Origin of the sequence: Colwellia sp. M166 (genome assembly GCF_024585285.1) — a bacterium.
Taxonomy (GTDB): Bacteria; Pseudomonadota; Gammaproteobacteria; order Enterobacterales; family Alteromonadaceae; genus Cognaticolwellia.
Genome location: NZ_CP040755.1, coordinates 3,213,211 through 3,236,197 on the forward strand (window position 1 = coordinate 3,213,211; position 22,987 = coordinate 3,236,197).

Sequence of the window (22,987 nt, forward strand, 5' to 3'; positions counted from 1 at the left end):
TTACGTTGAAATCGATTAATCGTGACTAGCCTAACGCTTTAAGCTTTGATTCTATTGGGTTAGTATTGAACGGTAATTTTTATAATTTTGTGCAAAATCACGGTTGCCATGATCGGCAGCTTTTTAATTGAGGAACTTATGTCGAAATTAAAATCATTAGTGGCATTAATGTCGTTGGCAAGTATTGGTGCGATGGCGAGTGATGTTATTACCCTAGAAGATATTCCAAAAATAAAATCAGTAAGAGATAGCGTTATTAGCCCAAGTGGCGATCATATTGCATTCACCCGAACTTTACCACGAGAGCTATATGTAGATAATAATGGTGGCAGTTATAGCGGACTTTTTATTACCGACACTAAAGGTAATGCAAGACCTTTTATCACTGGCAAAGTTAACGTTGGCGCTATAGAGTGGTCGGCAGATGGAAAATTTGTTTATTTTCTTGCCAAATTTAAAGATGAAAAATTTACCCAGCTTTATCGTATTCCTGTTGATGGTGGCGAACGTGAAAGAGTATTGTCGTTAAAAGATACCTCAATTAGTCGCTACGATATTAGCCCTGATGGTAAGCAAGTTGCGTTATTAGCGATGCCAGCAGAAGATAAGTCTGATAAAAAACTCAAAGAACTTGGTTTTCAAGCTGAAGTTTATGAAATGGACTTGAAAAATAAGCAATTATTTATTACTGATTTAACGGTGCAGCATAAAGCTGTGCAGTTAAATGCTGTTGATATTGCCGGTTATGTTAGTGATATGAACTGGGCTGCTGATAACGCGCAGTTATTGGTGAAAACTCAGCCTACAGCATTAATTGATGATTCATACACTAAAGCACAATGGCATGTGATGAACTTGGCCGATCAAAAAATTACCATGTCGATTGCTACTGAAGGCAAGCTAGGCAGCGCTGAGTTTTCTTATAACGGTAAATATATCGCGGTTATTGGTACACAAGATAAACATGATCCTGCAACCGGGCGTTTATATTTAGCCGATGTTAACAGTGGTGAAATACAAGATTGGTTGCCAAATTTTGCTGGGCATGTCAGCGATATTGAATGGTCACATAAAAGCAGTAAGTTAAACTTTATTGCCAATGTTGGCACTGAAAGTATTGTTGCTAACATTAACCCCGGTAGTAATAACTATAAAACTCAGCTACAAGCAGGAAAAATTATAGCGTCTTCATTATCGCTTTCAAACTCAGATAAAACTATCGGTGTCAAAGGTCATAGCGCCCAGCATCCAAATGAAAGCTTTATTATTCGTGCTAAAAAGCTGAGTAAAATTACCGACTCTAATCCATGGTTAAATGACAAACGCTTTGCTAAGCAAGAATCTATCAGCATAAAAGCGCGTGATGGTGTTGAGGTGGGTGGTATTTTAGTTTATCCACTGGATTATAAAAAAGGCCAACGTTATCCATTAATCATGCAAGTACACGGTGGTCCAGAAAGTCATGAAAAAAATGGTTGGATAACCGCTTACTCTAAACCGGGTCAAATGGGGGCGGCACGTGGTTATGCGGTATTTTATCCAAACTACCGTGGTTCAACCGGTAAAGGCGTTGAGTATTCGAAGTTAGGTCAAAATGATTATGCTGGCGCAGAGTTTGATGACTTAGTGGATATGAAAAACTATTTAGTTGAAACCGGCTTAGTTGATACTAAGCGTGTTGGTATTACCGGCGGTTCATACGGTGGCTATGCCTCTGCTTGGGCAGCAACTAAATTAACGGAACATTTTGCTGCGAGCGTGATGTTTGTTGGTATTTCAAACCAGTTATCTAAGTTTGGTACTACCGATATTTCTAACGAAATGCACTTAGTACATGCACGTTCTTACCCTTGGGATAAGTGGCAATATTACTTAGAGCGTAGCCCTATTTACTGGGCACATCAGTCAAAAACGCCATTGCTAATTATGCACGGTAAAGATGATCCGCGTGTACACCCAGCACAATCAATGGAAATGTACCGCTATATGAAAGTACAAGGTAAAGATGTACGTTTAGTATATTACCCAGGTGAGGGTCATGGTAACCGCAAAGCGGCGGCACAATACGATTACAGCTTACGTTTAATGCGTTGGATGGATAACTACTTAATGGCCGGTAATAAAGACATGCCTGACTACAAGTTAGATCATAAAGCCAAGTTAGAAGCATTAAAGGCACAAGCTAAAGAAGAGAGCCAAGATAAGGCATAAAATGTCTTGTTGTTACATGTGCTAATGAAATGAAAAAGCCCGATATTACTGGTTAATATCGGGCTTTTATGTACCGGAGTGTATAAATTAGAAACCAAAAACTATTTAATAGTTTAACTTAGTGGTTTTACCCCAAAACACTTTATAAGAAAATATCGTATAACCAATAATCATCGGTAAAACGACAGCGGCGCCAACAAAAATAAACCATAAAGATTCTCGAGCACTTGCGGCCTCAAATATGGTCATTTTAAAAGGCACTATATAAGGATAAAAACTATAGGCTAATCCACAAAAACACATTATAAACAGTATAATAGCGGCTAAAAATGGAAACCAACAACCAATATCATCTGCCATCGGTACTTTATCTAAATACAAGTGAACGGTGATAAAAGTAAAAGCAAGCAGTAAGGTTATTGGAATTAAAATTAACACTTGCATACCACCTAACCATTTATCCATGATCTGCTGATCAATGAGAAGATTAGTTAAACATACCGCGATAATACCAACAGCCATCAAAACGTTAGTGATTTTTGCCCAGTTTGCTGCTCTGCGTTGCAACTCGCCTTCTGTTTTCATCACCAACCAAGCAGCGCCGATAAAACAATAACCAGCCGTAACACAAACAGCTGATAAGGCTGAAAAACCAATACTTAACCAAGAGTCTTCAAATGAAGTGACATAGCGTCCCAACATATAACCTTGGGTTAACGTGGCTAACAAAGAGCCAAATTTAAAAGCGTAATCCCATTTATGTTTATCAGTAATCGGCGCTTTAGTGCGAAAGTCGAACGATACGCCACGTAAAATCAATCCCGCTAACATTAATGCTGTTGGCAAGTACAAGGCTTGAAATATAATCGAGTGAGCTTTTGGAAAAGCAATCAGCAATAAGCCAATGGCCATTACTAACCAAGTTTCATTAGCGTCCCAAAATGGTCCAATAGAATAAATCATGGTATCGCGTTGCTGTGGGTTATCTAATGGCAGCAATACGCCAACGCCTAGGTCATAACCATCAAGTATGGCGTAAATTAAAAATGACAGCCCCATTAAGCCAATAAATACGCTTGGTAGCCAATCTACAGATGTAACATTCATGATGCTACTCCTTCATTCGTTGTTACAGGTTTACTTGAGTCAGATGTAAGTTCTTTACCTGTTAGCGAGGCATTGCTTTCTTCGAGTATTACCGCTCGATTGGCCATGACAAATAAAGTACGGATATAAGCGATTAACAAAAAGCCATAAATAACTAGGTATAACGTGAGTGACAACGCAATATCTGTCGGAGGAGTGGTGGTAACGGCATCTTTAGTACGCAGTATGCCGGTAACTAAATAAGGCTGACGACCAATTTCAGTAACATACCAACCGGCTAAAGTGGCTAACCATCCAGAAAAAGTCATAGCAATACCGGTTTTTAATAACCAAGGTGGATATTGTTTTTTGATGACAAATTGATAGGTAGCAAGCCAAGAAAATAGTAGCATTAGTACGCCCATGCCGATCATAACTCTAAAGCTGAAAAATACTGGTGCAACGGGCGGGTGCTTATCAATAAACTCATTCAAGCCTTTTATTTCACCTTTCGGATCATGGGTTAAAATAATACTGGCCATATTAGGGACTTTTATTTCAAAACTATTTTCGCGCTTTTCTTGGTCAGGTAAGGCAAATAACAATAGTGGAACTTCAGTAGCCGTTTCCCATGCTCCTTCCATTGCTGCGACTTTGGCTGGTTGGTGTTTAAAAGTATTTAAACCATGTAGGTCACCAACAAAAATTTGTAATGGGATTAAAATAGCTGCCAAGATGACTGAAAAATTGAGCGCTTGCTTGACTGATTTCTTATTATCGCCTTTGATGAGTCGATAAGCTGAGATACCACAGATCAAAAATGCTGAAGTTAGCCCTGATGCTAACAACATGTGCATTAAACGGTAAGGCATAGATGGATTAAAAATAACGTCCATCCAACTGGTGACGTGAGCAACACCATCGATCATCTCAAAGCCTGCGGGGGTCTGCATCCAAGAGTTGAGTGATAAAATCCAAAAAGCAGAGAGAGTGGTGCCAAAAGAGACCAGTACCGTTGCTATGGTGTGAACGCGATTAGATACTCGGTCCATGCCAAATAGCATAATGGAAAGAAATGATGCTTCTAAAAAGAAAGCGGTCATGACTTCATAACCAAGCAATGGTCCGGCAATATTGCCGACAGTTTCCATATAGCCAGGCCAATTGGTGCCAAATTGGAATGACATGGTAATACCGCTGACAACACCGATAGCAAAGGTCAAAGCGAATATTCGAACCCAAAAGCGATAAACGCGTAACCAACTTTCATCTTGAGTTTGGTTAAAGCGCACTTTAAAAAATAACAATATCCAGCATAAGGCGATATTGATGGTAGGAAATAAAATATGAAAACTAATATTGGCAGCAAATTGGATGCGTGAAAGCATGAAACTTGTGTCATTAGCAATAGCTGCTGCATCTAACACGTGATGTACTCCACTTCAGTAAGGTAAATAATGTAACCAGATTGGTTCGGTTGTGTTGTTTAAATTGTTTTAATTGAGCGCTGTGAAATAGTGATTATTACCATTACCTCAATAATAATTTGTCTTTTACATCTAAAATTTTGCTAATGCCTTCACCCAGTTTGAGTAAAGCTGATAGCTTTTCTGATGACATGCCTTGCATTTCGTTAGACCATAGCGTGACCATCTCCATTAGATCATGCATTTGCTTAACGCGCATTTGAGTATATTTATCTGACTCATTGCTAGGCTGCTCCATTAAGGCATCACGTAATGTCGATAAAGTTGGATCAAGCTCACGCTTTCTGCGTTCAACGACTAATGTACGAGCTATTTCCCAAATATCGCTTGGCGCTGAAAAATACTCTTTTCTGTCACCTGGAATGTGATGCAGTTTTATCAGATTCCAGGATTTCAGTTCTTTCAAACCCATACTGACATTAGAGCGTGATATTTGTAATGCTTCGCTGATTTGATCGGCATTAAGCGGCGCTTCGGTAAGTACAATAACGGCGTACATTTGCCCCAGTGTGCGGTTTAATCCCCAACGAGAGCCCATTTCACCAAAGTGCAATACCAGTGATTGGGTCATAGCGGTAATTTTCATACTGATAGCCTTTTTAGATTTCTGAATTTTCAGTAATTTGTGAAAATTGTAATCCTTTTTTGATCTAAGTCAAGCTTTTGTCGCCGTAAAGCTGGGTTTTAGTGATTTTTATCACTTTTCTTTTGGCTGCTGACTTTAACTTTGAATAGCTATCTAATGGCTAACAAGGCGGAAATTGTGCATGTAGGATAAAAAATGGCTACTTGGGTAGCCATAATAGTCGTAAGGTTGGAGTAGAAAAAAGTGCTAAAGTGAGATATTAACTAAAGTTGGTGCTAAGCTCTTCTATCGCTTCAGCATTTTTATTAACTTCGCTACTTTTATCTGATACTTTTGCTGCCAATGAGGTGTTGCGCTGCGATATGTTGTCAATATTATGAATACCTTGAGTAATTTGTTCGGCCACCACGCTTTGCTGCTCTGATGCGGTAGCAATTTGCGCGGTCATATCATTAACATTTTGAATGTTTTCAATAATATTTTGCATTGCTTGTTTAATAGTTTTTGATTCAGCCGAGCATTCTTCAGCATTGCTTTTATTGAGCAGCATAACTTGATTCCATGTTTTTAAAGTGCCTTGTAATTCATTGACCGATAATTGAATTTGCTCGGTAGCATTTTGGGTTCGGCTTGCTAAGGTCCTGACTTCATCAGCAACAACAGCAAACCCTCGTCCTTGTTCACCGGCTCTTGCTGCTTCTATTGCTGCGTTTAATGCTAGTAGGTTAGTTTGATCGGCAATACCTTGAATTTCACTCATCACGGTTGATATTTTGTCAACATCGGTAACTAACTCAGTGGCATTTCTCGCAGCATTTTCGACATCGCTGGCAAGTTGATTAATTTTATTCTCGCTACTTTCGATGGTCACAATATTTTGTAAGCACTCGCTTTGTACTTGTTCAACTTTATCGTGTGCTAAAGTGGTGCTTTCGCTCACTTCGCTGATGGTTGCGCTCATCTGGGTGATTGCCGTCGCAAATTGGCCTATATGTTCATTTTCTTCTTGGATGCTAGTGAACATTTCATTTGAGGTTTGGGCAAGTTCATCAGCCAGCTTAGCTAACCTTCTACCTGAGTCATTGCTCCGCCCTAGTACTGTTTTAATTCTCGCTTTATAAAGCTCGGTAGGGTAATTGATGATATTTAGAATGCCTTTGCCTAAGTATATGTGTCGCGATGGACTATCAAATGTTGCTTTAGTTTTTGCAAGCTGGTGAGGCAGCTTTATAAATTCTTCTGAAAAAACAACGAGTATAAAAACTAAACAAACTAATAAAATTAATGCTGAGGTTACAGTACCAACAAGCAGCCAATCGAGTGTTATTGCTGTTACAACAGCAATAAGTGCAATAAAGCGCTTGAGGAAGATATTGGCATGTAAGTCAATAATCGCTTTGTTCTGGTTCAACTTGTCATACAGTGCTTGAGCTTGTATCTTTTGTTGTGCACTAGGAAATGCTCTAACTGATTGATAACCTGATATTTCACCGTTTTTTAAAAGTGGGGTTATATAAGCGTCAACCCAGTAGTAATCACCATTTTTGCAACGATTTTTAACCATGCCTCGCCATGATTCACCACGCTTTAATTTTTCCCAGAGATCTTTAAATGCTGCTTTGGGCATATCAGGGTGACGGACAATATTGTGATGTTGACCGATAAGCTCCTCTAAACTGTAGCCGGCTATTTGACAAAATTCAGCATTAGCATAAGTAATGTCGCCGTTTAAGTCGGTGGTAGAGACTAGTTGCTCTTGTTCGGTGAAGGTACGTTCGATTGTAGTGATATGACTCATAATCCCATCGTCCTTTATAAAGTGCTTTAGTAGCAGCTATATTCTATTTTGTGTGCCATATGACACATTTTTTATTGTCGGATTGTGATTTTGTCGAATAAGGCCTTTAATTTCAACACTTAGTTTTGTTTTTTTTGTGGATTTCAATTCACTTTATTGTTTGCAGTATAGTTAAAAATAAAAAAAGCACTTGAAAATTTTTCAAGTGCTTTAATGTTGGAGAGGAGGGATTAACGCCGATATTATACCAATTATACTAAGTTTCTTCCCATTCAGTGAGCAAACTTAATAGACTTGGTATTATTTGTAATAGCCTAAGCAAGCTTCGACTTCATTTTTTGAACCCATGATCACTTCAACACGTTGATGAATATCTGTTGGTTCAATATCCATAATGCGTCCTTCGCTTGTCATGGCTAAGCCACCAGCTTGCTCAAGTAAAAAACTCATTGGGTTGGCTTCATACATTAAGCGTAATTTATAAGGTTTATCTGGGTTTCTATTATCGCTTGGATAAGTAAACAATCCGCCACGACATAAAACACGATGAATATCACCCACCATAGCGGCAATCCAACGCATGTTGAAATTTTTACCACGCGGACCTGTGTCACCGGCAAGTAAATCGTTGATGTAGTTTTGCATAGGTTTTTGCCAAAAACGCTGATTTGACATATTAACAGCAAATTCTTGCGTATCTTGTGGCACTTGCACATTACGTTCAACTAATAAGTAACCACCATGTGTGCGGTCTAGCACATAAAAGTGTGTACCACTGCCGGTTGTCATCACTAGCATAGTTGATGGGCCATAAAGTACATAGCCGGCACAAACTTGTTTGTCACCTGATTGCTTAAACATATCAGGATCGCTAGCATCCATATCCGTTGGCGCTTGATGAATAGAAAAAATAGTGCCAATTAACGAGTTAATATCGATATTTGAACTACCGTCTAGCGGATCAAATGAAACAATAAACTTGCCGTTTTCGTCACCGGCAACTGAGGTGTCTTCTTCTTCAGACGATACTGCCTTAACAAAGCCCGACTCTAATAAAATGTCTTTAAATAACTCGTTGGCGACAACATCAAGTTTCTTTTGCACTTCACCTTGGATATTCTCATCTAAGGTTGATCCCATAGCGTCACCTAAGTGACCTTGGCTAACACGAAAAGATATTTCTTTGGTGGCAGCTAAAATGGTTTTTATTAATGAAATTAAATCTAATGGTACATTATCTTCACGTAAAGCGGGAGCTAGTCGTTGCATCGGGTTACCTAATTACTTTAAAGTCATACTCTTAATTACAAGAGTGAATTGTATATTGTATTTAATTTTCAATGTAATGATCTACTATCAAGGCATCAAAAGTTGCTTTAATTAAGCGATAAAGTAAGCTTAAAAAACTTTTAAGCTTACTTTTAAATCGATTATAACAAGAATATGAGTATTTTCAGCACTTCTCATTATTTAATTTTACAGACGGCAAGGATATAGAATGAATTTTTTCATTAGAGTAATGGGCTTCTTTTTCTGCTGCCTATTGTCAGCACAAGCGCTGGCGCAAGCAGAGCCAACTTACGCTGAATTTATTCAAGACAAGCAACACCATCAAGGTTACTTTTCTTTTTATCTTGATGATAAAACCGGCAACGTATTTTTAGAAATTGAAAGCTTTGAACAAGAGTTTTTATTTCAAAGTGGTTTGCCGCATGGTGTTGGCTCTAATGATATTGGTTTAGACCGTGGTCAGCTGGGTGATACCCGTTTAGTGCGTTTTGAAAGAGTGGGTGACAAAGTTTTTTTACGTCAACTCAATAGCTACTACCGTGCTAATACTGATAGTGTGCTGGAAAAACAAGCCATTGATGAAGCCTTTGCTAGCTCAATTATTTGGGGCTTTAAGGTCAGTAATAGCTCACCAGATAACAGTAAAACGCTTATTGATTACACACCATTCTTATTGTCAGACATCCATAACTTATCAGCACAGTTACAACGCACTAAACAAGGCGACTATAAGATTGATGCCTCACGCAGTGGGGTTTATCAAAAGCGCAGTAAAGCCTTTCCAAACAATACGGAGTTAGAAGCAACAGTAACTTATAAAGGCAGCAAAGCCGGTGCACATTTACGTGCTGTTGTGCCAGACGCATCTGCTGTTACGGTGAATTTACATCATTCATTAATTAAGTTACCTGACGATGGTTATCAAACTCGGAAATTTCATCCTTATAGCGGTTTTTGGCAAAACGCTTATGCCGATTATGCCAGTGCTATTGATGAGCCGCTGATAACGCGCAATATTCCTCGTCATCGCCTAATGAAAAAAAATCCACAAGCGAAAGTAAGTGAAGCGGTTGAACCTATTATTTACTATCTTGATGCTGGCGTACCTGAGCCGGTAAAAAGTGCGTTACTCGATGGGGCTCGTTGGTGGGATCAAGCATTCGCGGCTATTGGTTATAAAAATGCCTTTCAAGTTAAAATGTTACCAAGTGATGCCGATCCGATGGATGTGCGTTATAACGTGATTCAGTGGGTACATCGTGCCACTCGTGGTTGGTCGTATGGCGCTTCGGTTATCGACCCGCGCACGGGAGAAATTCTTAAAGGTCATGTCACGCTGGGCTCTTTACGAGTTCGTCAAGATTACTTAATTGCCCTTGGCTTAACCTCTCCTTTTAAAACCATAGATACCGATACCAGTGCGATGAAAGCTATGGCACTAGCCCGTATTCGTCAATTATCAGCACATGAGGTAGGGCATACCTTAGGTATTGCGCATAACTTTGCCGCCAGTGTTAACGACCGTGCATCGGTGATGGATTACCCACACCCGTTAATCACCATAAAAAATGATGAAATCAGCTTAGAAAATGCCTACGCAACAGATATTGGCGACTGGGATAAATATGTGGTTGCTTATGGTTATGGCGACGTCAGTAAAGCGCAAGAAGCACAGTATTTATCTGAGTTAGTTGATTCAGCCCTGCAACAAGGTTTAGCTTATGTCTCTGATCCTGATGCGCGAGCTAAATCTGGCGCGCATGCAACAGGACACTTGTGGGACAACGGTAAAGACGCTGCGGCAGAACTAACCCGAGTATTGCAGGTGAGAGAGCTCGCTTTAGCTAACTTCGGCTTAAACAGTATTCCCGTGGGTACACCGATGTCGGAACTAGAACAAGTGTTGGTGCCAATTTACAATTTCCATCGTTTTCAAGTTGAGGCTACAGCTAAGCTTATCGCCGGTGTCGATTACGGTTATCAATTGCGTAGTGAACAATTTACTAACCAACAAAAAATGCTTTCAGGTAAGTCACAACATGCTGCCTTGAAGGCTTTATTGTTAACTTTGTCAGTGGAAACGCTAGCGATTCCGGCGGAAGTTACGGCGCTAATTCCGCCAAAAGCTTATGGCTACAGTCGCAATAGAGAAAGCTTTACCAGTTACACAGGTTTAACGTTTGACCCTATTAGCGCGGCAGAAGCTAGTGCCAAGCACACTTTGGTATTGCTGCTTAATGCGGAACGCTTAGCAAGATTGCAACAGCAAAGTATGCTGGATAACAACATACCCTCGGTAGGGCAGCTATTTAACGAGCTTATTGGTGCTACTTTGCAGTCGGCCCCAAAAAAATCTACGGCCTTGTTAATACAACAACGGGTGAATCAGCAATTAATCGAGCATTTGTTAGCGTTGTGGCACAGCGAAAATCTGGTAACGGAAGTTAAAGCGGAGGTGTATTTAACCTTAACTGATTTATCTCAGTGGTTAACGGATAAGCGCAGCACGAAAAAATATAAAAGCTCTCGTGCACAGTTTGCTCTATTAGCAAATCAAATTAATTACAGTTTGAGTCATGACAAGATAGCGACGCCAGCATCTAAGATAAAATTACCGCCGGGCTCGCCTATTGGCAGTGATTAAGAAAAAAGCGCCTAATGAGTGAGTATTGTTGAAAAATCAAATCATTAATACGAAACACTAACCGCTTCTGAAGCTAAAAGGCATAAGAAAAAACGGCGCTGAAAAGGAAGGTTTTCAACGCCGTTGTGCAATTGGCACTTAGGATAAAGTGAACTGCGCACAAAAAATTGCCCAATTGGAGATAATTAAGCCCGCTATAAGCTCTCTGTTTTTAAATTGCTTTGATTTACATTTGCTGGCATGACTTTAGTGCTATGCGTTTCTGTACAATTAGCTAGCGTTATTGGCTTTTTAGCACGCGTCAGTACTACAAGGTTACCTGCCAAAATGAATAATAAGCCAATCACGGTGTAAATAGTCCAAGAAAAACCTTCAACAAGCGTTGAAATGACGACGGCGACAGCAGGGAACATAATTGATGCATATGAGGCGCGATGAGCGCCAATACGATTGAGCAATGTTAAATAACTACCAAAAGCAATAACCGAACCAAAAATAGCGAGATAAAGTAACGAGCTTATATAGGAAAAGCTATAATCAAAACTAAAAGTTCTGCCTCGTATTATGGCAATAATAGCCATAAAAATAGCACCATACGCCATACCCCAAGCATTAGCAGACATCAGAGGCAAGTTGAGCTTTTGGTTTCTCATTGATAACATATTACCGGTTGACGCAAATAGAGTACCAGTAAGGCAAAGCCCTAAGCCCAATAGCGTTTCAGGACCCAACTGCGTATCACTAATTTGTGGCCAGAAGAGTGTGACAATACCGAGTAGGCCTAATGTTCCTCCTAAGTAAACTTGCTGAGTGACTTTAGTGCCATACCAGATGCGAGCATTAAAAACATTGAAAAACATGATCATTGAAAAAGCGATGCAGGTTAGTGCTGAATTGATGTGCTGCTGTGCAGAATAAAGTAAATAGTAATTAACGCTAAATAAAGTGGCGCCAAAGAGGAAAAACTGTCGATGATGACGCCATGAAAAACATAACGGTAAACCTTTAAGACGGCAATAAGCAAATAGCACTATTGCCGCTAAGCCAAAACGATAAACAATAGAAACTTCTGAAGCCACTGCACCTAGTTGGTAATTAATTGCAATCCAAGTCGAGCCCCAAATCAACACAGTAATGATATATAAAAATGTATTATTCATAGCGTTCTCTTGAATAGCTCTTACAAGCTGTTGCTTGTGGAGCAATAAGATAAACCAAGCGAATAGCTTTTAAACCAGCTAAATACTGAGGTATATCAATTAGGCAGTGTTAGTAACGAATAGACATTTTACGGCTTTTTTGTTTTAATAACATATACAAAAAAATGAAAATGCAACCTATACAGTTATGCGATTAGTTGATAAATCTGCGTCAGAATTTTTATATCAACAAGTGATAGATTTTGTTGAGCACCAGCAACGCAGTGGTGCAATACGTCCAGGTGATAAATTACCGAGTTTACGTAAGTTGAGCCGACAGTTTGATATCAGTGTGCCAACGGTAAAGCAGGCTTATATTGAGCTTGAGCGTCAAGGCACTATTTCTGCTCGACCTCAGTCGGGTTATTACTTAAAAGCGACACAAGCCCGAACTTTATTGCCCATGCGAGCAAAATGGTCGGGTTGTCAGCCGACTGAAATTTCTTGTCGTAGCTTAATCGAACAAGTATATGAAGCTGTACATATGCCTGATTCTGTCGCACTAGGTATTTCTAATCCGGTAAATGCACACCCGCCAGATAAAACACTCGCTCGATTAATGCGTTCTGTTCTGAGTCGAGTATCAAAAAAAGCCGTAAGCTATGGACCGGTCAATGGCGATGCTAAATTGCGCTTGAATTTAGCTTTTCGTTATCAAGAATGCGGTGCTTTGGTTAATCACGACGATCTTATTATCACCAATGGCGCGCAAGAAGCTTTATCCATTGCTTTACAGTGTGTTGCTGAGCGCGGTGACATTATAGCGGTTGAATCACCTTGTTATTTTGGCATTATTGAGCTGATTGAAAGCCTAGGTATGAAAGCGCTAGAGGTTTATACCTGCACAGAAGAAGGGGTTTGCGTTGCTGAACTCGCTAAGGTTATTGAGCAACACGCAGTGAAAGCGTGTTTATTTTCATCTGCCATTAGCAATCCTTCTGGCTCGATGATGACAGATAAACAACGACAAGCTATGGTGAGGCTACTGGAAAACAAGAACATTGTGCTGATCGAAGACGAAGTTTATAGCGATTTGTACTTTTCTGACTGTCGGCCAGTGCCCGCGCAGTTATATTCTGAAAAAGGCTTAGTATTAACCTGTTCATCTTTTTCCAAAACGGCGGCGCCAGGTTATCGTGTTGGTTGGTTGTTACCGGGCAAGTTTGAAGAAAAAGCTAAGCGCATCAAAAGAGCGCAGTCGTGCTCTACGTCAATGTTACAGCAGTGGACCTTAAGTGATTATTTAATGAGTGGTGAATATGACAGGCATCTGCAGGTGTTGAGGAAAACCCTTCGCTATAATTGTGAACGTATGCGGGCATTAATTGCTGAATATTTTCCCGAGCAAGTCTGTATTTCAAAACCTCAAGGTGGCAGTGTGCTATGGATACGTTGCCGCTCTCATGTTGATACCAGTCAGTTTTTTAAACAAGCCGTTGCTCTGGGGGTTAATTTTGCTCCAGGTGAGATTTTTTCACCTTCAGGAAAATATAAAAACTATATGCGGATCAGTTTTGGTGTTCAGTGGAGTGAGCGAATAGATAATGCCATTCAAATTATTGGGAAGCTTGTTCATGATTACCCAGAGCCTAGCAGTATAGGGAAGCCGCAATGATGAACGAGCCAAAAGTTAAGGTCTCATTTAAATTAATACTGCCGTTACTCGCTGCCATAATAGCAGTATCGCCGTTGGCTATTGATATGTATCTTCCGGGTATGCCAGAGCTAGCCAATTACTTTTCAACTAAAATGCCTTTGGTGCAAAACAGCTTAAGCATTTATTTATTAGGCTATGCAGTGGGGCTGTTAGTTTTTGGCCCTATGGCTGATAAATACTCTCGTCGTACCATGATTATGATGGGTTTGTCGGGCTTTTTATTAACGACCTTAGGGTTAACATTAGTCGAAAATATTGAACAATTTATCGCCTTACGCTTTTGCCAAGCTTTTATCAGTAGCGCAGCGACTGTGGTTGTGCCGGGTATTATTCGACAGCTCTATGGCAAAAATACTGCAAAAGGTTTGTCTTATGTCAGTATGATCATGATGCTGGCGCCGATGATAGCGCCAAGTATCGGTAGCTTATTGTTGCTGCATAGCTGGCAGATGATATTTTATGTTTTGGCGAGTTATGCTTTTATTGTTTTTATCTGCAGCGCTACGTTTTTACCAGACGTAACTATGCCGAAACCGAAAAAAACTTATCGGGTGATTGAGCGTTATAAAATTGTTTTCAGCAATCGCGCCGCCCGCTTTGATTTATTGAGCGTGATGATGGTGTCGTTAGCTTTTTTTGCTTACATAACCGCGATTCCCTTTGTTTATTTGATGGTGTTCAAGGTGTCTGAATTCGAGTTTAGTTTATTGTTTGGCATGAATGTTTTTGCGTTGATGATCGCACACTTTATTAATACCCGTTTTGTCGTCAATGTCGGCTCGAGGAAAATGCTTTATTTCGGTCTTTCGTTGGCAATTGTTATGTCAACGAGTCTGCTGTTGGCAAATATTTTTGCCTTACCTTTACTGTATCATGTGATAGTGATTTTGCCCTTGATGGGTAGCTTATCAATGATCTCTGTGAATGCTGATGCTTTGATTTTGCAAGAGTTTGCTGATCATGCCGGTACCGTGACAGCAGTAAATGGCACCTTACGCTTTGGTATCGGTGCATTAGCGGGTCCTATTTTAGCTGTATTTTATGACGGCAGTGCCTTACCATTTGCACTCTTAATGGCAGTGTCTATTTATCTTGTTATGGCCTGTCAATTGATACGTAATAAGCTGAATATAGCTAAGGAGGCAGTGTGAAAAACATAGCAGTAATTTTATCAGGTTGTGGGGTCTATGATGGTGCTGAAATACATGAGGCGGTATTAACCCTGCTTGCTATCGAACAAGCAGGCGCAAAGTATCGTTGTTTTGCACCAAATATTAATCAGCATCATGTTATCAACCATGTTACCGGTGAGGTTATGGTAGCAGAGCAGCGTAATGTTTTGGTTGAATCGGCTCGTATTGCTCGTGGCGATGTGGAAGATTTAACAGAGTTTTATATTGATGAATTTGACGCTTTAATAGTGCCAGGTGGTTTCGGTGCCGCGAAAAATTTATCTGATTTTGCCATCAATGGTGAAGATATTCGTGTTAATGAACAAGTACTAGCTGTGTGCCAAGCATTTGTTAAAGCCAACAAACCTGCCGGTTATATGTGCATTGCCCCCGTAATGATCCCACTTATTTACGGAGAGGGAGCTCAGGCGACTATTGGTCAAGATATTGCCATAGCGCAGTCTTTAACGAATATTGGTCTTGCTCATAGAGCATGTGCTGTTGATGATATTGTTGTTGATGAAGCTCGAAAATTAGTCTCAACACCGGCTTATATGCTGGCAACTTCATTAGTGGAAGCGGCAAGTGGCATTAATAAGCTGGTTGAAAAAGTGATTAAGATGGCCAATTAATCGTCGGTTGTTTTTGTTTCTTGCTCTGCGGCTGCTTTTAATTCGACTTGCTGTAAGCGCCATTTTTTTCGTTCGGCGTAGTAGTGGTCCCAAACACAAGGGTTGCATGCACCACCGCCACAGCAGTCATCATCGGCGGGCGGTAAAGGTTTTTCTAGTAATTCAGTCATTGTTTCTAGCCATAATCATGGATAATAAGTCGTGCTTTATCGTTGATGATATCACGACATACGGTTTACACTGAACATAAAAAAAGCTCTGCATGCAGAGCTTTTTAGTCAGTAACGCTTTAACGTTTAGTCTAACTCAGCAAGCTTTTTCTCAAGGTAATGAATATTTGCACCACCGTTGACAAAACCTTGATCATTTAAAATGTCTTTATGTAATGCGATATTTGTTTTAATACCGTCAATAACTAATTCACTTAATGCGTTACGCATACGGGCAATAGCAACATCACGGCTATCACCCCAAGTGATCAACTTACCGATCATAGAATCATAGTGTGGAGGCACTGAGTAATCAGCATAAATATGAGAGTCCCAACGTACACCTAAACCACCTGGAGAATGAAAACGGGTAATTTTTCCAGGTGAAGGAATAAATGTGCGTGGATCTTCAGCGTTTATACGACATTCAATTGAATGACCAGACACTTTAATATCATCTTGGGTATAAGACAAAGGTTGACCAGCAGCAATGCGAAGTTGCTCTTTGATCAAGTCAACACCGGTAACCATTTCTGTTACAGGGTGCTCTACCTGAATACGGGTATTCATTTCAATGAAATAGAATTCCCCATTTTCGTATAAAAATTCAAAAGTGCCAGCACCGCGATAATTAATTTTTATACAAGCATTACAGCAACGCTCACCAATTTTTGCTCGCATTTCCGGTGTAATACCCGGTGCTGGCGCTTCTTCAACAACTTTTTGGTGACGACGTTGCATTGAACAATCACGTTCACCTAAATGAATTGCACCGCCTTGGCCATCAGCCATAATTTGAATTTCAACGTGACGTGGGTTTTCTAGGAATTTCTCCATGTAAACCATATCATTATTGAAAGTCGAACGCGCTTCAGATTTCGTTAGTTGAATAGACTCGATTAAATCTTCTTCACTGCGAACGACACGCATACCACGACCGCCACCGCCACCAGAGGCTTTGATGATCACTGGGTAGCCAATACGTTTACCGTGCGCTAAGTTAGCTACATTATCTTCCGTTAATGGACCATCAGAACCAGGTACGCAAGGTACGCCAGCGGCTTTCATCGCCTTAATTGCTGACACTTTATCACCCATTAAACGAATACTTTCCGCTTTAGGGCCAATAAAGGCAAAACCTGACTTTTCTACTTGTTCTGCAAAATCTGCATTTTCAGCAAGAAAACCATAGCCTGGATGAATGGCAACTGCGTCAGTAACTTCTGCTGCGGTGATAATAGCAGGAATATTTAAGTAACTATCCATCGCTGAAGGTTTACCAATACAGATGGTTTCATCAGCTAATAATACGTGCTTAAGATTTTTATCGGCTGTCGAGTGAACGGCAACCGTTTTAATGCCAAGCTCTTTACAAGCGCGCAATATTCTTAAGGCAATTTCGCCGCGATTGGCGATAACAACTTTATCTAACATGAAAATACCCTTATTGGTTGGGCTTATTCAATGATGAATAGCGGTTGATCAAATTCAATAGCATCTTCGTTTTCAGCTAAAATTTGTTTGACTACACCTGATTTATCGGCTTCAATTTGGTTCATCATTTTCATCGCTTCTAGGATACATAGCGTATCGCCAGCGTTAACGTGTTGACCCACTTCAACAAATGCCGGAGCATCAGGTGAACCTGCTGAGTAGAAAGTACCCACCATAGGTGAACGAACAATATGGCCGGTTATTGCCGGAGCAGCAGCTTCTGTTGCGGCAACTGGCGCAGCAGCTGCAGGTGCTGCTTGCATCATAGGCGTAGCTTGCATCATAGGTGCCGCTTGCATAATTGTGCCACCGCGACTGATACGTACTGACTCTTCGCCTTCAGAAATCTCTAACTCGTTGATGCCTGATTCTTCAACTAGCTCAATCAATTTTTTAATTTTACGAATATCCATGTGAATACCTTTTGATAATTATTTAATTTATATTGATAAAAAACTTAAGTGAATATCATCACTTAAGTAAAAGTGTCTATGTGTTGTGTGTTAACCAATCTCTTGCAAAATCTAAAGCATATTCATAACCACTGGTGCCTAAACCACTGATAACGCCTACTGCAATATCTGATAAATATGAATGTTGTCTAAATGACTCTCGTGCATGGACGTTAGATAAATGAACTTCAATAAATGGAATATTAACCGATAATAAAGCATCTCTAAGCGCAACACTGGTATGTGTAAAAGCTGCAGGGTTGATAATAATAAAGTCTATTTTTTCAAAGCTGGCATGAATTTCATCAATCAATATATGTTCTGCGTTTGATTGTTTATGGCTCAGCTGTAGGTTCATTTTATCGGCAATGCTAGTTAAGCTTGCTATAATTTCAGCTAGGGATGATGAGCCGTAAATCGTTGGCTCACGTTTACCTAGCATATTTAAATTAGGACCATTTAAAACTAAAATGTTAAACTTTGTAGTCATCTTCGGCAAAAACACCTTAATTGTTAAGTAATACTGCATCATGTCATATTTAACTATAAGTTTGAAATAAATTTGACTGAAAAGTCGTAATTAATCTCATTTGACGATTATTATAGTGTTTTCGCAGAATATAGCAGCAAAATACTGGTCTAATCACTTGAGGGAGAAAATAAAGCTGTTAATGTTAGGTAAGTTATAATAAATTTACTAAACTGAATGCTGTAGGAATTTTAATTAATTCATTGGTTTAACTGATCATAGGAGTAAGCGGAGTTAAATAATCTTTGCCTTCTATTAATTACAAGGATGAAATTATTAAAGTCATATTATTAAAAATTGCTATTATTATTTTACTCTTTAGTTCTCCAGTATATGCAATTAATATTATTTCTAATATCACGGCCGATACCGCATCGTTGTCGGTTAACGAATTGCGCCGTATATATTCCATGCGTCAAGCCCATTGGAAAAATGGCACGCCTATTGTGGTCTATGTTTTAGCGAGCAAAAGTCCACTCCATCAAAAATTTTGCAAAGAGCAGTTGCGTTTATTTCCTTATCAACTTGACCGTATATGGAACAAGCTAACATTTTCAGGTTATGGTGTCGCACCTATTGAAGTGGCCAGTGAAAGCGAACTTATCAAAGCGATAAAGTCAACTAAAGGTGCTATTGGCTATGTGGAAAATTTATCGGAGGCCAAAGATGTTAATGTCATTAAAGTTACTGAGTAAACCGTCTCATTTAAGCTGTTATTATTTCAGTGTTATGTGTAACTTTTGTTTGATTTTTAATCTCAGTGCCGCAGAGGTTAAAAGCGAGTCATTACAAATTCATGGCTTTGTTGCTCAAGGCATCATTGACGCAGATAAAAGTAATTATATTAATGATGATGAAAGTCTATCGTTAGAGTTAACCGAAGTGGGCATTAACGCCTCGTATCAAATTAATAATGATTTTCGTATTGCAGGTCAGGCAGTCTACCTTAATGGGGGGAATCGTTATCATCCCGGCCTTCGTGTAGATTACTTACTTTTGGAGTGGAATGCCTTTTATAATGAAGCTTGGCAAGCTAGCTTCTATTTTGGTCGCGTAAAAAACAACCATTGGTTATATTCAAGTACTCGTGATATTCCTTTTGCACGGCCGTCTATTCTTATTCCGCAAGTGGTGTATTTTGATGGTTTTAGAGATATTGCCGTTGGTGGTGATGGTGCTGCGGTTAAGTTGAAATATAGTGATGATTATTTCGGTGATATTGACTTTAACTTCAGCCGAGGAAAAAGTGCCATTTCAGATGAGCAGGCTAACGTTGTGCTCGGTAAGTCGGCACAGGGAACGCTAGAGCATGCTCTAGATGCTCAAGCAAGTATTTATTGGCGGCCAGCTTTTTCACAATGGCGATTTGGCCTTTCAGCACTTGATGCTAGCTTTTCTTATCAACGAGATGAAACTGATATTTTTTCTGATGGTGATTTTGCATTTCAGTTTTATACCGCTAATGCTTTGTATGAAGGCGAGCATTGGCAATTTAGTGCCGAACTTTTTCAAGAGCGCTTTCTTACCAGTGAATTTTATTTTCCTGGCTTTCATCGCGATGAAATAGGGCAAGGCTATTACCTGCAGGGCAGTTATCACTTAATAAATGATCTGTCATTAATGGCTCGCTATGAGCGTTTTTACGCCAATAAAGATGATAAGAATGGTAGTCAGTTGGCAGAAAATTCTGGCGGTTTAATACCCTCATATTTTGGTTTTCACAATGATACTATGATTGGACTTTCATATGATTTTAGCAGTAACTTTCGGTTGAATGCTGAGTATCATTGGATGCAAGGTGGCGCTAGGCTATCGCCAATCGTACAACCTAACCCCGTTGCTAATGCAAATGAAAACTGGCAGGTTTGGGCTATTCAACTGATGTATTGGTTTTAATGATGAAGATTCGTTTTGTTAGTGTTTCAGTTAAATTATTTGTATTAGTTGTCAGTGCTTTACTGCTATTAAGCTTGTCAATTTCTATATTGTCGGTTGCTCGATTAGATCAGGAGTTTTCTCAATATCAAAGCACTAAATTACGACAAGGCAATGCACAATTTAACCTGCAAAGTCGCATTGTTAGAGAACAAGCACGGATTTGGTTAGAATCATTCACCGATCTTATTCAACTTAAAGAGCAGTCAAACTTCAAACATGCTGCCAACGCTTTAGAGCAACAGTTTGATGCTTTGCAAATCAACCATAATGTTGAAGCGTTATGGTTAGTTTCTAGTGATCTTAAGCCTATTTATCAATCTGCACCATTATCGAAACAGGTGCTTGCAAGTATGCAGCGAGTGAGTGCAAGCTTTTCTCCTGATGACTATTTAAGCTGTGTGCAACAGTGCCAACAGTTAATCTCGATACCGATATTGAATGCTCGAGGTGAAATGGCGATTGTCACTATGGCGATATCATTTGTTGATGTTATCTATGCAATCAATCAAGCACTAGAGAACCAAGTGGCGATTGTCGCTTTTAATAAAGCACAGGCGTCGACCTTAGCTCAAGCAAAAATTGTCACTTCTTCTGCTGCGCCATTAATGAAAACGCTTTTTACTCAGAGTAAGCCGTCTGAATTATTGTTAAAGGTTAAAATGGACGGTTTACAGGTTGAGTATCAACAGCGTAGTTATTTGATTAATTTATTACCGTTAGCATCCTCAGCTTCTCAAGACTTTTATATGGCGCAAGTTGATGATGTCAGCTCTTTTATTGATAAATATCAAGCGCATCGTATGCAGTTTATATTGTCAGCGTTAGCCATTTTTATTGTTTTGGCTTTTTTAGTATATTTTGTTGCGGGACCTTCTATTAAGAAGCTATCAATACTTTCAGATATATTACCTTTATTAGCACGTAAAGAATTTACTCAATTTCGCCAGACAAGAATAGCGCAATCAAAAGTATTTCCAGATGAAATAGATGTATTGATTAATGCCACGACAGATTTGAGTTATGAACTAGAGAAACTCAATATAGAAATAACGCAAAAAACCAAAGAGCTCGAAAATATTGCGATGTATGACTTATTAACGGGGCTACCTAATCGTAATATGTTGAATTATCAACTGCGTAAATACTTACAAAAGGGTACACGTAATAACTGTAATATTGGCATTTTGTTTCTTGATTTGGACGACTTTAAAAAGGTAAATGATAGTCACGGACATGGTGAGGGCGATAAATTACTGATTGAGGCGGCAAATAGAATTAACCTGAGTGTTGGTAGTGCTGATATGGTTTGCCGTTTTGGTGGTGATGAATTTGTTATTTTATTAGAGAGCAATACTTCATATGAAGATGCTGAAAATTTGGCTAAAGTCATTATAAAAAGCTTTCAACAACCAATTAAAATTTGTACAGGCATGTTTTATGTCACCAGTAGTATTGGTATAGCCATGACTGACGGTAGTTTAATACAAGCCAGTGAATTGGTCAGTCACGCCGATATTGCTATGTATGAAGCAAAAGATAATGGTGGTGATCAGTACTTTGTTTATCATGGTGATATGTTACAGCGTGTAGCGCAGAGAGTCATGATGGAGGGTGAAGTTAAGCAAGCGCTTGCCAAAGGACAGTTTAGTTTAAGTTTACAGCCACAGTTGGTGGCAAAAACTAATAAAGTTCATGGTTTTGAGGCTTTATTACGCTGGCAACACCCTGAGCGAGGTATGGTTTCTCCTGATGATTTTATTCCTATTTTAGAAAACTCTGAGCATATGATTGCACTAGGTTATTGGGTCATTCATCGTTGTTTTGAATTATATTGTCGTATGCGAGATATGGGATTAAGTGATGTCATTATTGCGATCAATTTATCGGCAGCACAATTTGCTGATATTAATCTGCCAGATTACTTAAAGCGATTGCTTGCAGAGTTTAAGGTTAATGCACAAAACTTTGAATTAGAGCTAACCGAGCAAACCTTGGTTAAAGATATAGATAAAGCGATAGAAACCATGGATGCATTACGGGAATTAGGCTTTAGCTTTGCCATTGACGATTTTGGCACAGGTTACTCCTCATTAGCTTACTTAAAGCGCATGCCTGTTGATGTCATTAAAATAGATAAGAGCTTTGTTTTTGGCATGTTAGAGAATCATGCCGATTTCCAAATCATTATGTCAACTATTGCAATGGTGAAGAATTTAGGACTTATCGTAACTGCTGAAGGTGTTGAGACACAAGCTCAGTTGCGCAGTTTAACTGAAAATGATTGTGATCTTATTCAGGGTTATTACTTTTCAAAACCTATCCCTGAAGCTGAAATTTTCGACTTTATTGAGCATGAAATGGTTGATGGTTGCTGGAAGGTGTTAAGTAGCTCGGATAGTCATTAAGCTGAATGCACTTAAGACTTCTGATATTAATCAAATTATACCGTAATGACGTGGTGATTTATTGATATAGCAATGCAAATAAACAACTGATGGTTTTAGTCTTTACATGTTATATCAATGGCTCCACAAACTATTAATTTTACGCCGTATATGCAAAATAAAAGCGCCCTTTGGCGCTTTTTATTAAATGACTGTCAG

General features: G+C 39.4%; 18 protein-coding genes. 8 read left to right on the forward strand and 10 right to left on the reverse strand.

The annotated features are described in order from the left end of the window. The first annotated feature begins 138 nt into the window (after positions 1-138). Positions 139-2,211: a S9 family peptidase gene (locus FGD67_RS14555; RefSeq protein WP_257171843.1), complete on the forward strand. Its 2,073-nt coding sequence runs from the start codon at positions 139-141 to the stop codon at positions 2,209-2,211. Positions 2,212-2,316: 105 nt separating this feature from the next. Here the strand turns inward: FGD67_RS14555 and FGD67_RS14560 are convergent, their stop codons facing one another. From FGD67_RS14560 to FGD67_RS14580, 5 genes are all read right to left on the reverse strand, one after another. Continuing rightward, positions 2,317-3,318, reverse strand: a complete 1,002-nt coding sequence (locus FGD67_RS14560; protein ID WP_257171844.1) for a cytochrome d ubiquinol oxidase subunit II — start codon at positions 3,316-3,318, stop codon at positions 2,317-2,319. Beyond that, positions 3,315-4,685, reverse strand: a complete 1,371-nt coding sequence (locus FGD67_RS14565) for a cytochrome ubiquinol oxidase subunit I (RefSeq protein WP_257175130.1) — start codon at positions 4,683-4,685, stop codon at positions 3,315-3,317. Before FGD67_RS14565 ends, FGD67_RS14560 begins: the two co-directional genes overlap by 4 nt. Positions 4,686-4,827: 142 nt before the next feature. Beyond that, positions 4,828-5,370 (reverse strand): GbsR/MarR family transcriptional regulator, encoded by a 543-nt coding sequence (locus FGD67_RS14570; protein WP_257171845.1) that lies wholly within the window; start codon positions 5,368-5,370, stop codon positions 4,828-4,830. Between the two features lie 259 nt (positions 5,371-5,629). Beyond that, positions 5,630-7,168, reverse strand: coding sequence for a PAS domain-containing methyl-accepting chemotaxis protein (locus FGD67_RS14575; protein ID WP_257171846.1), 1,539 nt, complete (start codon positions 7,166-7,168; stop codon positions 5,630-5,632). A gap of 300 nt (positions 7,169-7,468) precedes the next feature. Further along, positions 7,469-8,437, reverse strand: a complete 969-nt coding sequence (locus tag FGD67_RS14580) for a class 1 fructose-bisphosphatase (RefSeq protein ID WP_257171847.1) — start codon at positions 8,435-8,437, stop codon at positions 7,469-7,471. Positions 8,438-8,666: 229 nt separating this feature from the next. Between FGD67_RS14580 and FGD67_RS14585 the strand changes: the two genes are divergently transcribed. Beyond that, positions 8,667-11,102, forward strand: a complete 2,436-nt coding sequence (locus FGD67_RS14585; RefSeq protein WP_257171848.1) for a zinc-dependent metalloprotease — start codon at positions 8,667-8,669, stop codon at positions 11,100-11,102. A 194-nt stretch (positions 11,103-11,296) separates the two neighbouring features. On the opposite strand, the gene FGD67_RS14590 is transcribed toward FGD67_RS14585, so the two are convergent. After that, complete coding sequence (locus FGD67_RS14590; RefSeq protein ID WP_257171849.1) at positions 11,297-12,262, reverse strand: DMT family transporter; 966 nt, start codon at positions 12,260-12,262, stop codon at positions 11,297-11,299. Between the two features lie 187 nt (positions 12,263-12,449). Here FGD67_RS14590 and FGD67_RS14595 point away from each other — a divergent pair, with 187 nt between their 5' ends. Genes FGD67_RS14595 through elbB form a run of 3 tightly spaced genes read left to right on the forward strand, consistent with a single transcriptional unit; the run spans position 12,450 to position 15,762 of the window. Continuing rightward, a complete protein-coding gene (locus FGD67_RS14595) occupies positions 12,450-13,916 on the forward strand; it encodes a PLP-dependent aminotransferase family protein (RefSeq protein WP_257171850.1) in 1,467 nt (488 codons plus the stop codon). Continuing rightward, complete coding sequence (locus FGD67_RS14600) at positions 13,913-15,109, forward strand: multidrug effflux MFS transporter (RefSeq protein ID WP_257171851.1); 1,197 nt, start codon at positions 13,913-13,915, stop codon at positions 15,107-15,109. Before FGD67_RS14595 ends, FGD67_RS14600 begins: the two co-directional genes overlap by 4 nt. Further along, positions 15,106-15,762, forward strand: coding sequence for an isoprenoid biosynthesis glyoxalase ElbB (elbB, locus tag FGD67_RS14605; protein WP_257171852.1), 657 nt, complete (start codon positions 15,106-15,108; stop codon positions 15,760-15,762). Before FGD67_RS14600 ends, elbB begins: the two co-directional genes overlap by 4 nt. Here elbB and FGD67_RS14610 read toward each other — a convergent pair. The 4 genes from FGD67_RS14610 to aroQ all read right to left on the reverse strand — a co-directional run bounded on the left by FGD67_RS14610 (position 15,759) and on the right by aroQ (position 18,407). Then, a complete protein-coding gene (locus tag FGD67_RS14610; RefSeq protein WP_257171853.1) occupies positions 15,759-15,932 on the reverse strand; it encodes an oxidoreductase-like domain-containing protein in 174 nt (57 codons plus the stop codon). The genes elbB and FGD67_RS14610 overlap by 4 nt on opposite strands. A gap of 126 nt (positions 15,933-16,058) precedes the next feature. After that, entirely contained in the window at positions 16,059-17,405 is a 1,347-nt protein-coding gene (gene accC, locus FGD67_RS14615) for an acetyl-CoA carboxylase biotin carboxylase subunit (protein ID WP_257171854.1), read from the reverse strand. A 23-nt stretch (positions 17,406-17,428) separates the two neighbouring features. Next, entirely contained in the window at positions 17,429-17,878 is a 450-nt protein-coding gene (gene accB, locus FGD67_RS14620; RefSeq protein ID WP_257171855.1) for an acetyl-CoA carboxylase biotin carboxyl carrier protein, read from the reverse strand. A 76-nt stretch (positions 17,879-17,954) separates the two neighbouring features. Continuing rightward, a complete protein-coding gene (aroQ, locus tag FGD67_RS14625) occupies positions 17,955-18,407 on the reverse strand; it encodes a type II 3-dehydroquinate dehydratase (RefSeq protein ID WP_257171856.1) in 453 nt (150 codons plus the stop codon). Positions 18,408-18,691: 284 nt separating this feature from the next. Between aroQ and FGD67_RS14630 the strand changes: the two genes are divergently transcribed. The 3 genes from FGD67_RS14630 to FGD67_RS14640 are packed head-to-tail and all read left to right on the forward strand — an operon-like array spanning position 18,692 to position 22,789. Next, entirely contained in the window at positions 18,692-19,141 is a 450-nt protein-coding gene (locus FGD67_RS14630) for a substrate-binding domain-containing protein (protein ID WP_257171857.1), read from the forward strand. Continuing rightward, positions 19,113-20,342 (forward strand): hypothetical protein, encoded by a 1,230-nt coding sequence (locus tag FGD67_RS14635; protein ID WP_257171858.1) that lies wholly within the window; start codon positions 19,113-19,115, stop codon positions 20,340-20,342. Before FGD67_RS14630 ends, FGD67_RS14635 begins: the two co-directional genes overlap by 29 nt. Beyond that, the gene (locus FGD67_RS14640; RefSeq protein ID WP_257171859.1) at positions 20,342-22,789 is read left to right on the forward strand and encodes an EAL domain-containing protein; all 2,448 of its coding nucleotides are present in this window, start codon (positions 20,342-20,344) and stop codon (positions 22,787-22,789) included. The genes FGD67_RS14635 and FGD67_RS14640 overlap by 1 nt, the downstream gene beginning before the upstream one ends. The last annotated feature ends 198 nt before the right edge of the window (positions 22,790-22,987 follow it).

Bases quoted from the DNA above. Each gene is read 5' to 3' on its own strand.
- FGD67_RS14555 (WP_257171843.1), top strand. From the start codon at position 139: ATGTCGAAATTAAAATCATTAGTGGCATTAATGTCGTTGGCAAGTATT.
- FGD67_RS14635 (WP_257171858.1), top strand. From the start codon at position 19,113: ATGTTAATGTCATTAAAGTTACTGAGTAAACCGTCTCATTTAAGCTGT.
- accB (WP_257171855.1), bottom strand. From the start codon at position 17,878: ATGGATATTCGTAAAATTAAAAAATTGATTGAGCTAGTTGAAGAATCA.
- FGD67_RS14595 (WP_257171850.1), top strand. From the start codon at position 12,450: ATGCGATTAGTTGATAAATCTGCGTCAGAATTTTTATATCAACAAGTG.
- FGD67_RS14580 (WP_257171847.1), bottom strand. From the start codon at position 8,437: ATGCAACGACTAGCTCCCGCTTTACGTGAAGATAATGTACCATTAGAT.
- FGD67_RS14565 (WP_257175130.1), bottom strand. From the start codon at position 4,685: ATGCTTTCACGCATCCAATTTGCTGCCAATATTAGTTTTCATATTTTA.
- FGD67_RS14590 (WP_257171849.1), bottom strand. From the start codon at position 12,262: ATGAATAATACATTTTTATATATCATTACTGTGTTGATTTGGGGCTCG.
- FGD67_RS14560 (WP_257171844.1), bottom strand. From the start codon at position 3,318: ATGAATGTTACATCTGTAGATTGGCTACCAAGCGTATTTATTGGCTTA.
- FGD67_RS14600 (WP_257171851.1), top strand. From the start codon at position 13,913: ATGATGAACGAGCCAAAAGTTAAGGTCTCATTTAAATTAATACTGCCG.
- FGD67_RS14570 (WP_257171845.1), bottom strand. From the start codon at position 5,370: ATGAAAATTACCGCTATGACCCAATCACTGGTATTGCACTTTGGTGAA.
- accC (WP_257171854.1), bottom strand. From the start codon at position 17,405: ATGTTAGATAAAGTTGTTATCGCCAATCGCGGCGAAATTGCCTTAAGA.
- FGD67_RS14610 (WP_257171853.1), bottom strand. From the start codon at position 15,932: ATGACTGAATTACTAGAAAAACCTTTACCGCCCGCCGATGATGACTGC.
- aroQ (WP_257171856.1), bottom strand. From the start codon at position 18,407: ATGACTACAAAGTTTAACATTTTAGTTTTAAATGGTCCTAATTTAAAT.
- FGD67_RS14585 (WP_257171848.1), top strand. From the start codon at position 8,667: ATGAATTTTTTCATTAGAGTAATGGGCTTCTTTTTCTGCTGCCTATTG.
- FGD67_RS14640 (WP_257171859.1), top strand. From the start codon at position 20,342: ATGATGAAGATTCGTTTTGTTAGTGTTTCAGTTAAATTATTTGTATTA.
- FGD67_RS14575 (WP_257171846.1), bottom strand. From the start codon at position 7,168: ATGAGTCATATCACTACAATCGAACGTACCTTCACCGAACAAGAGCAA.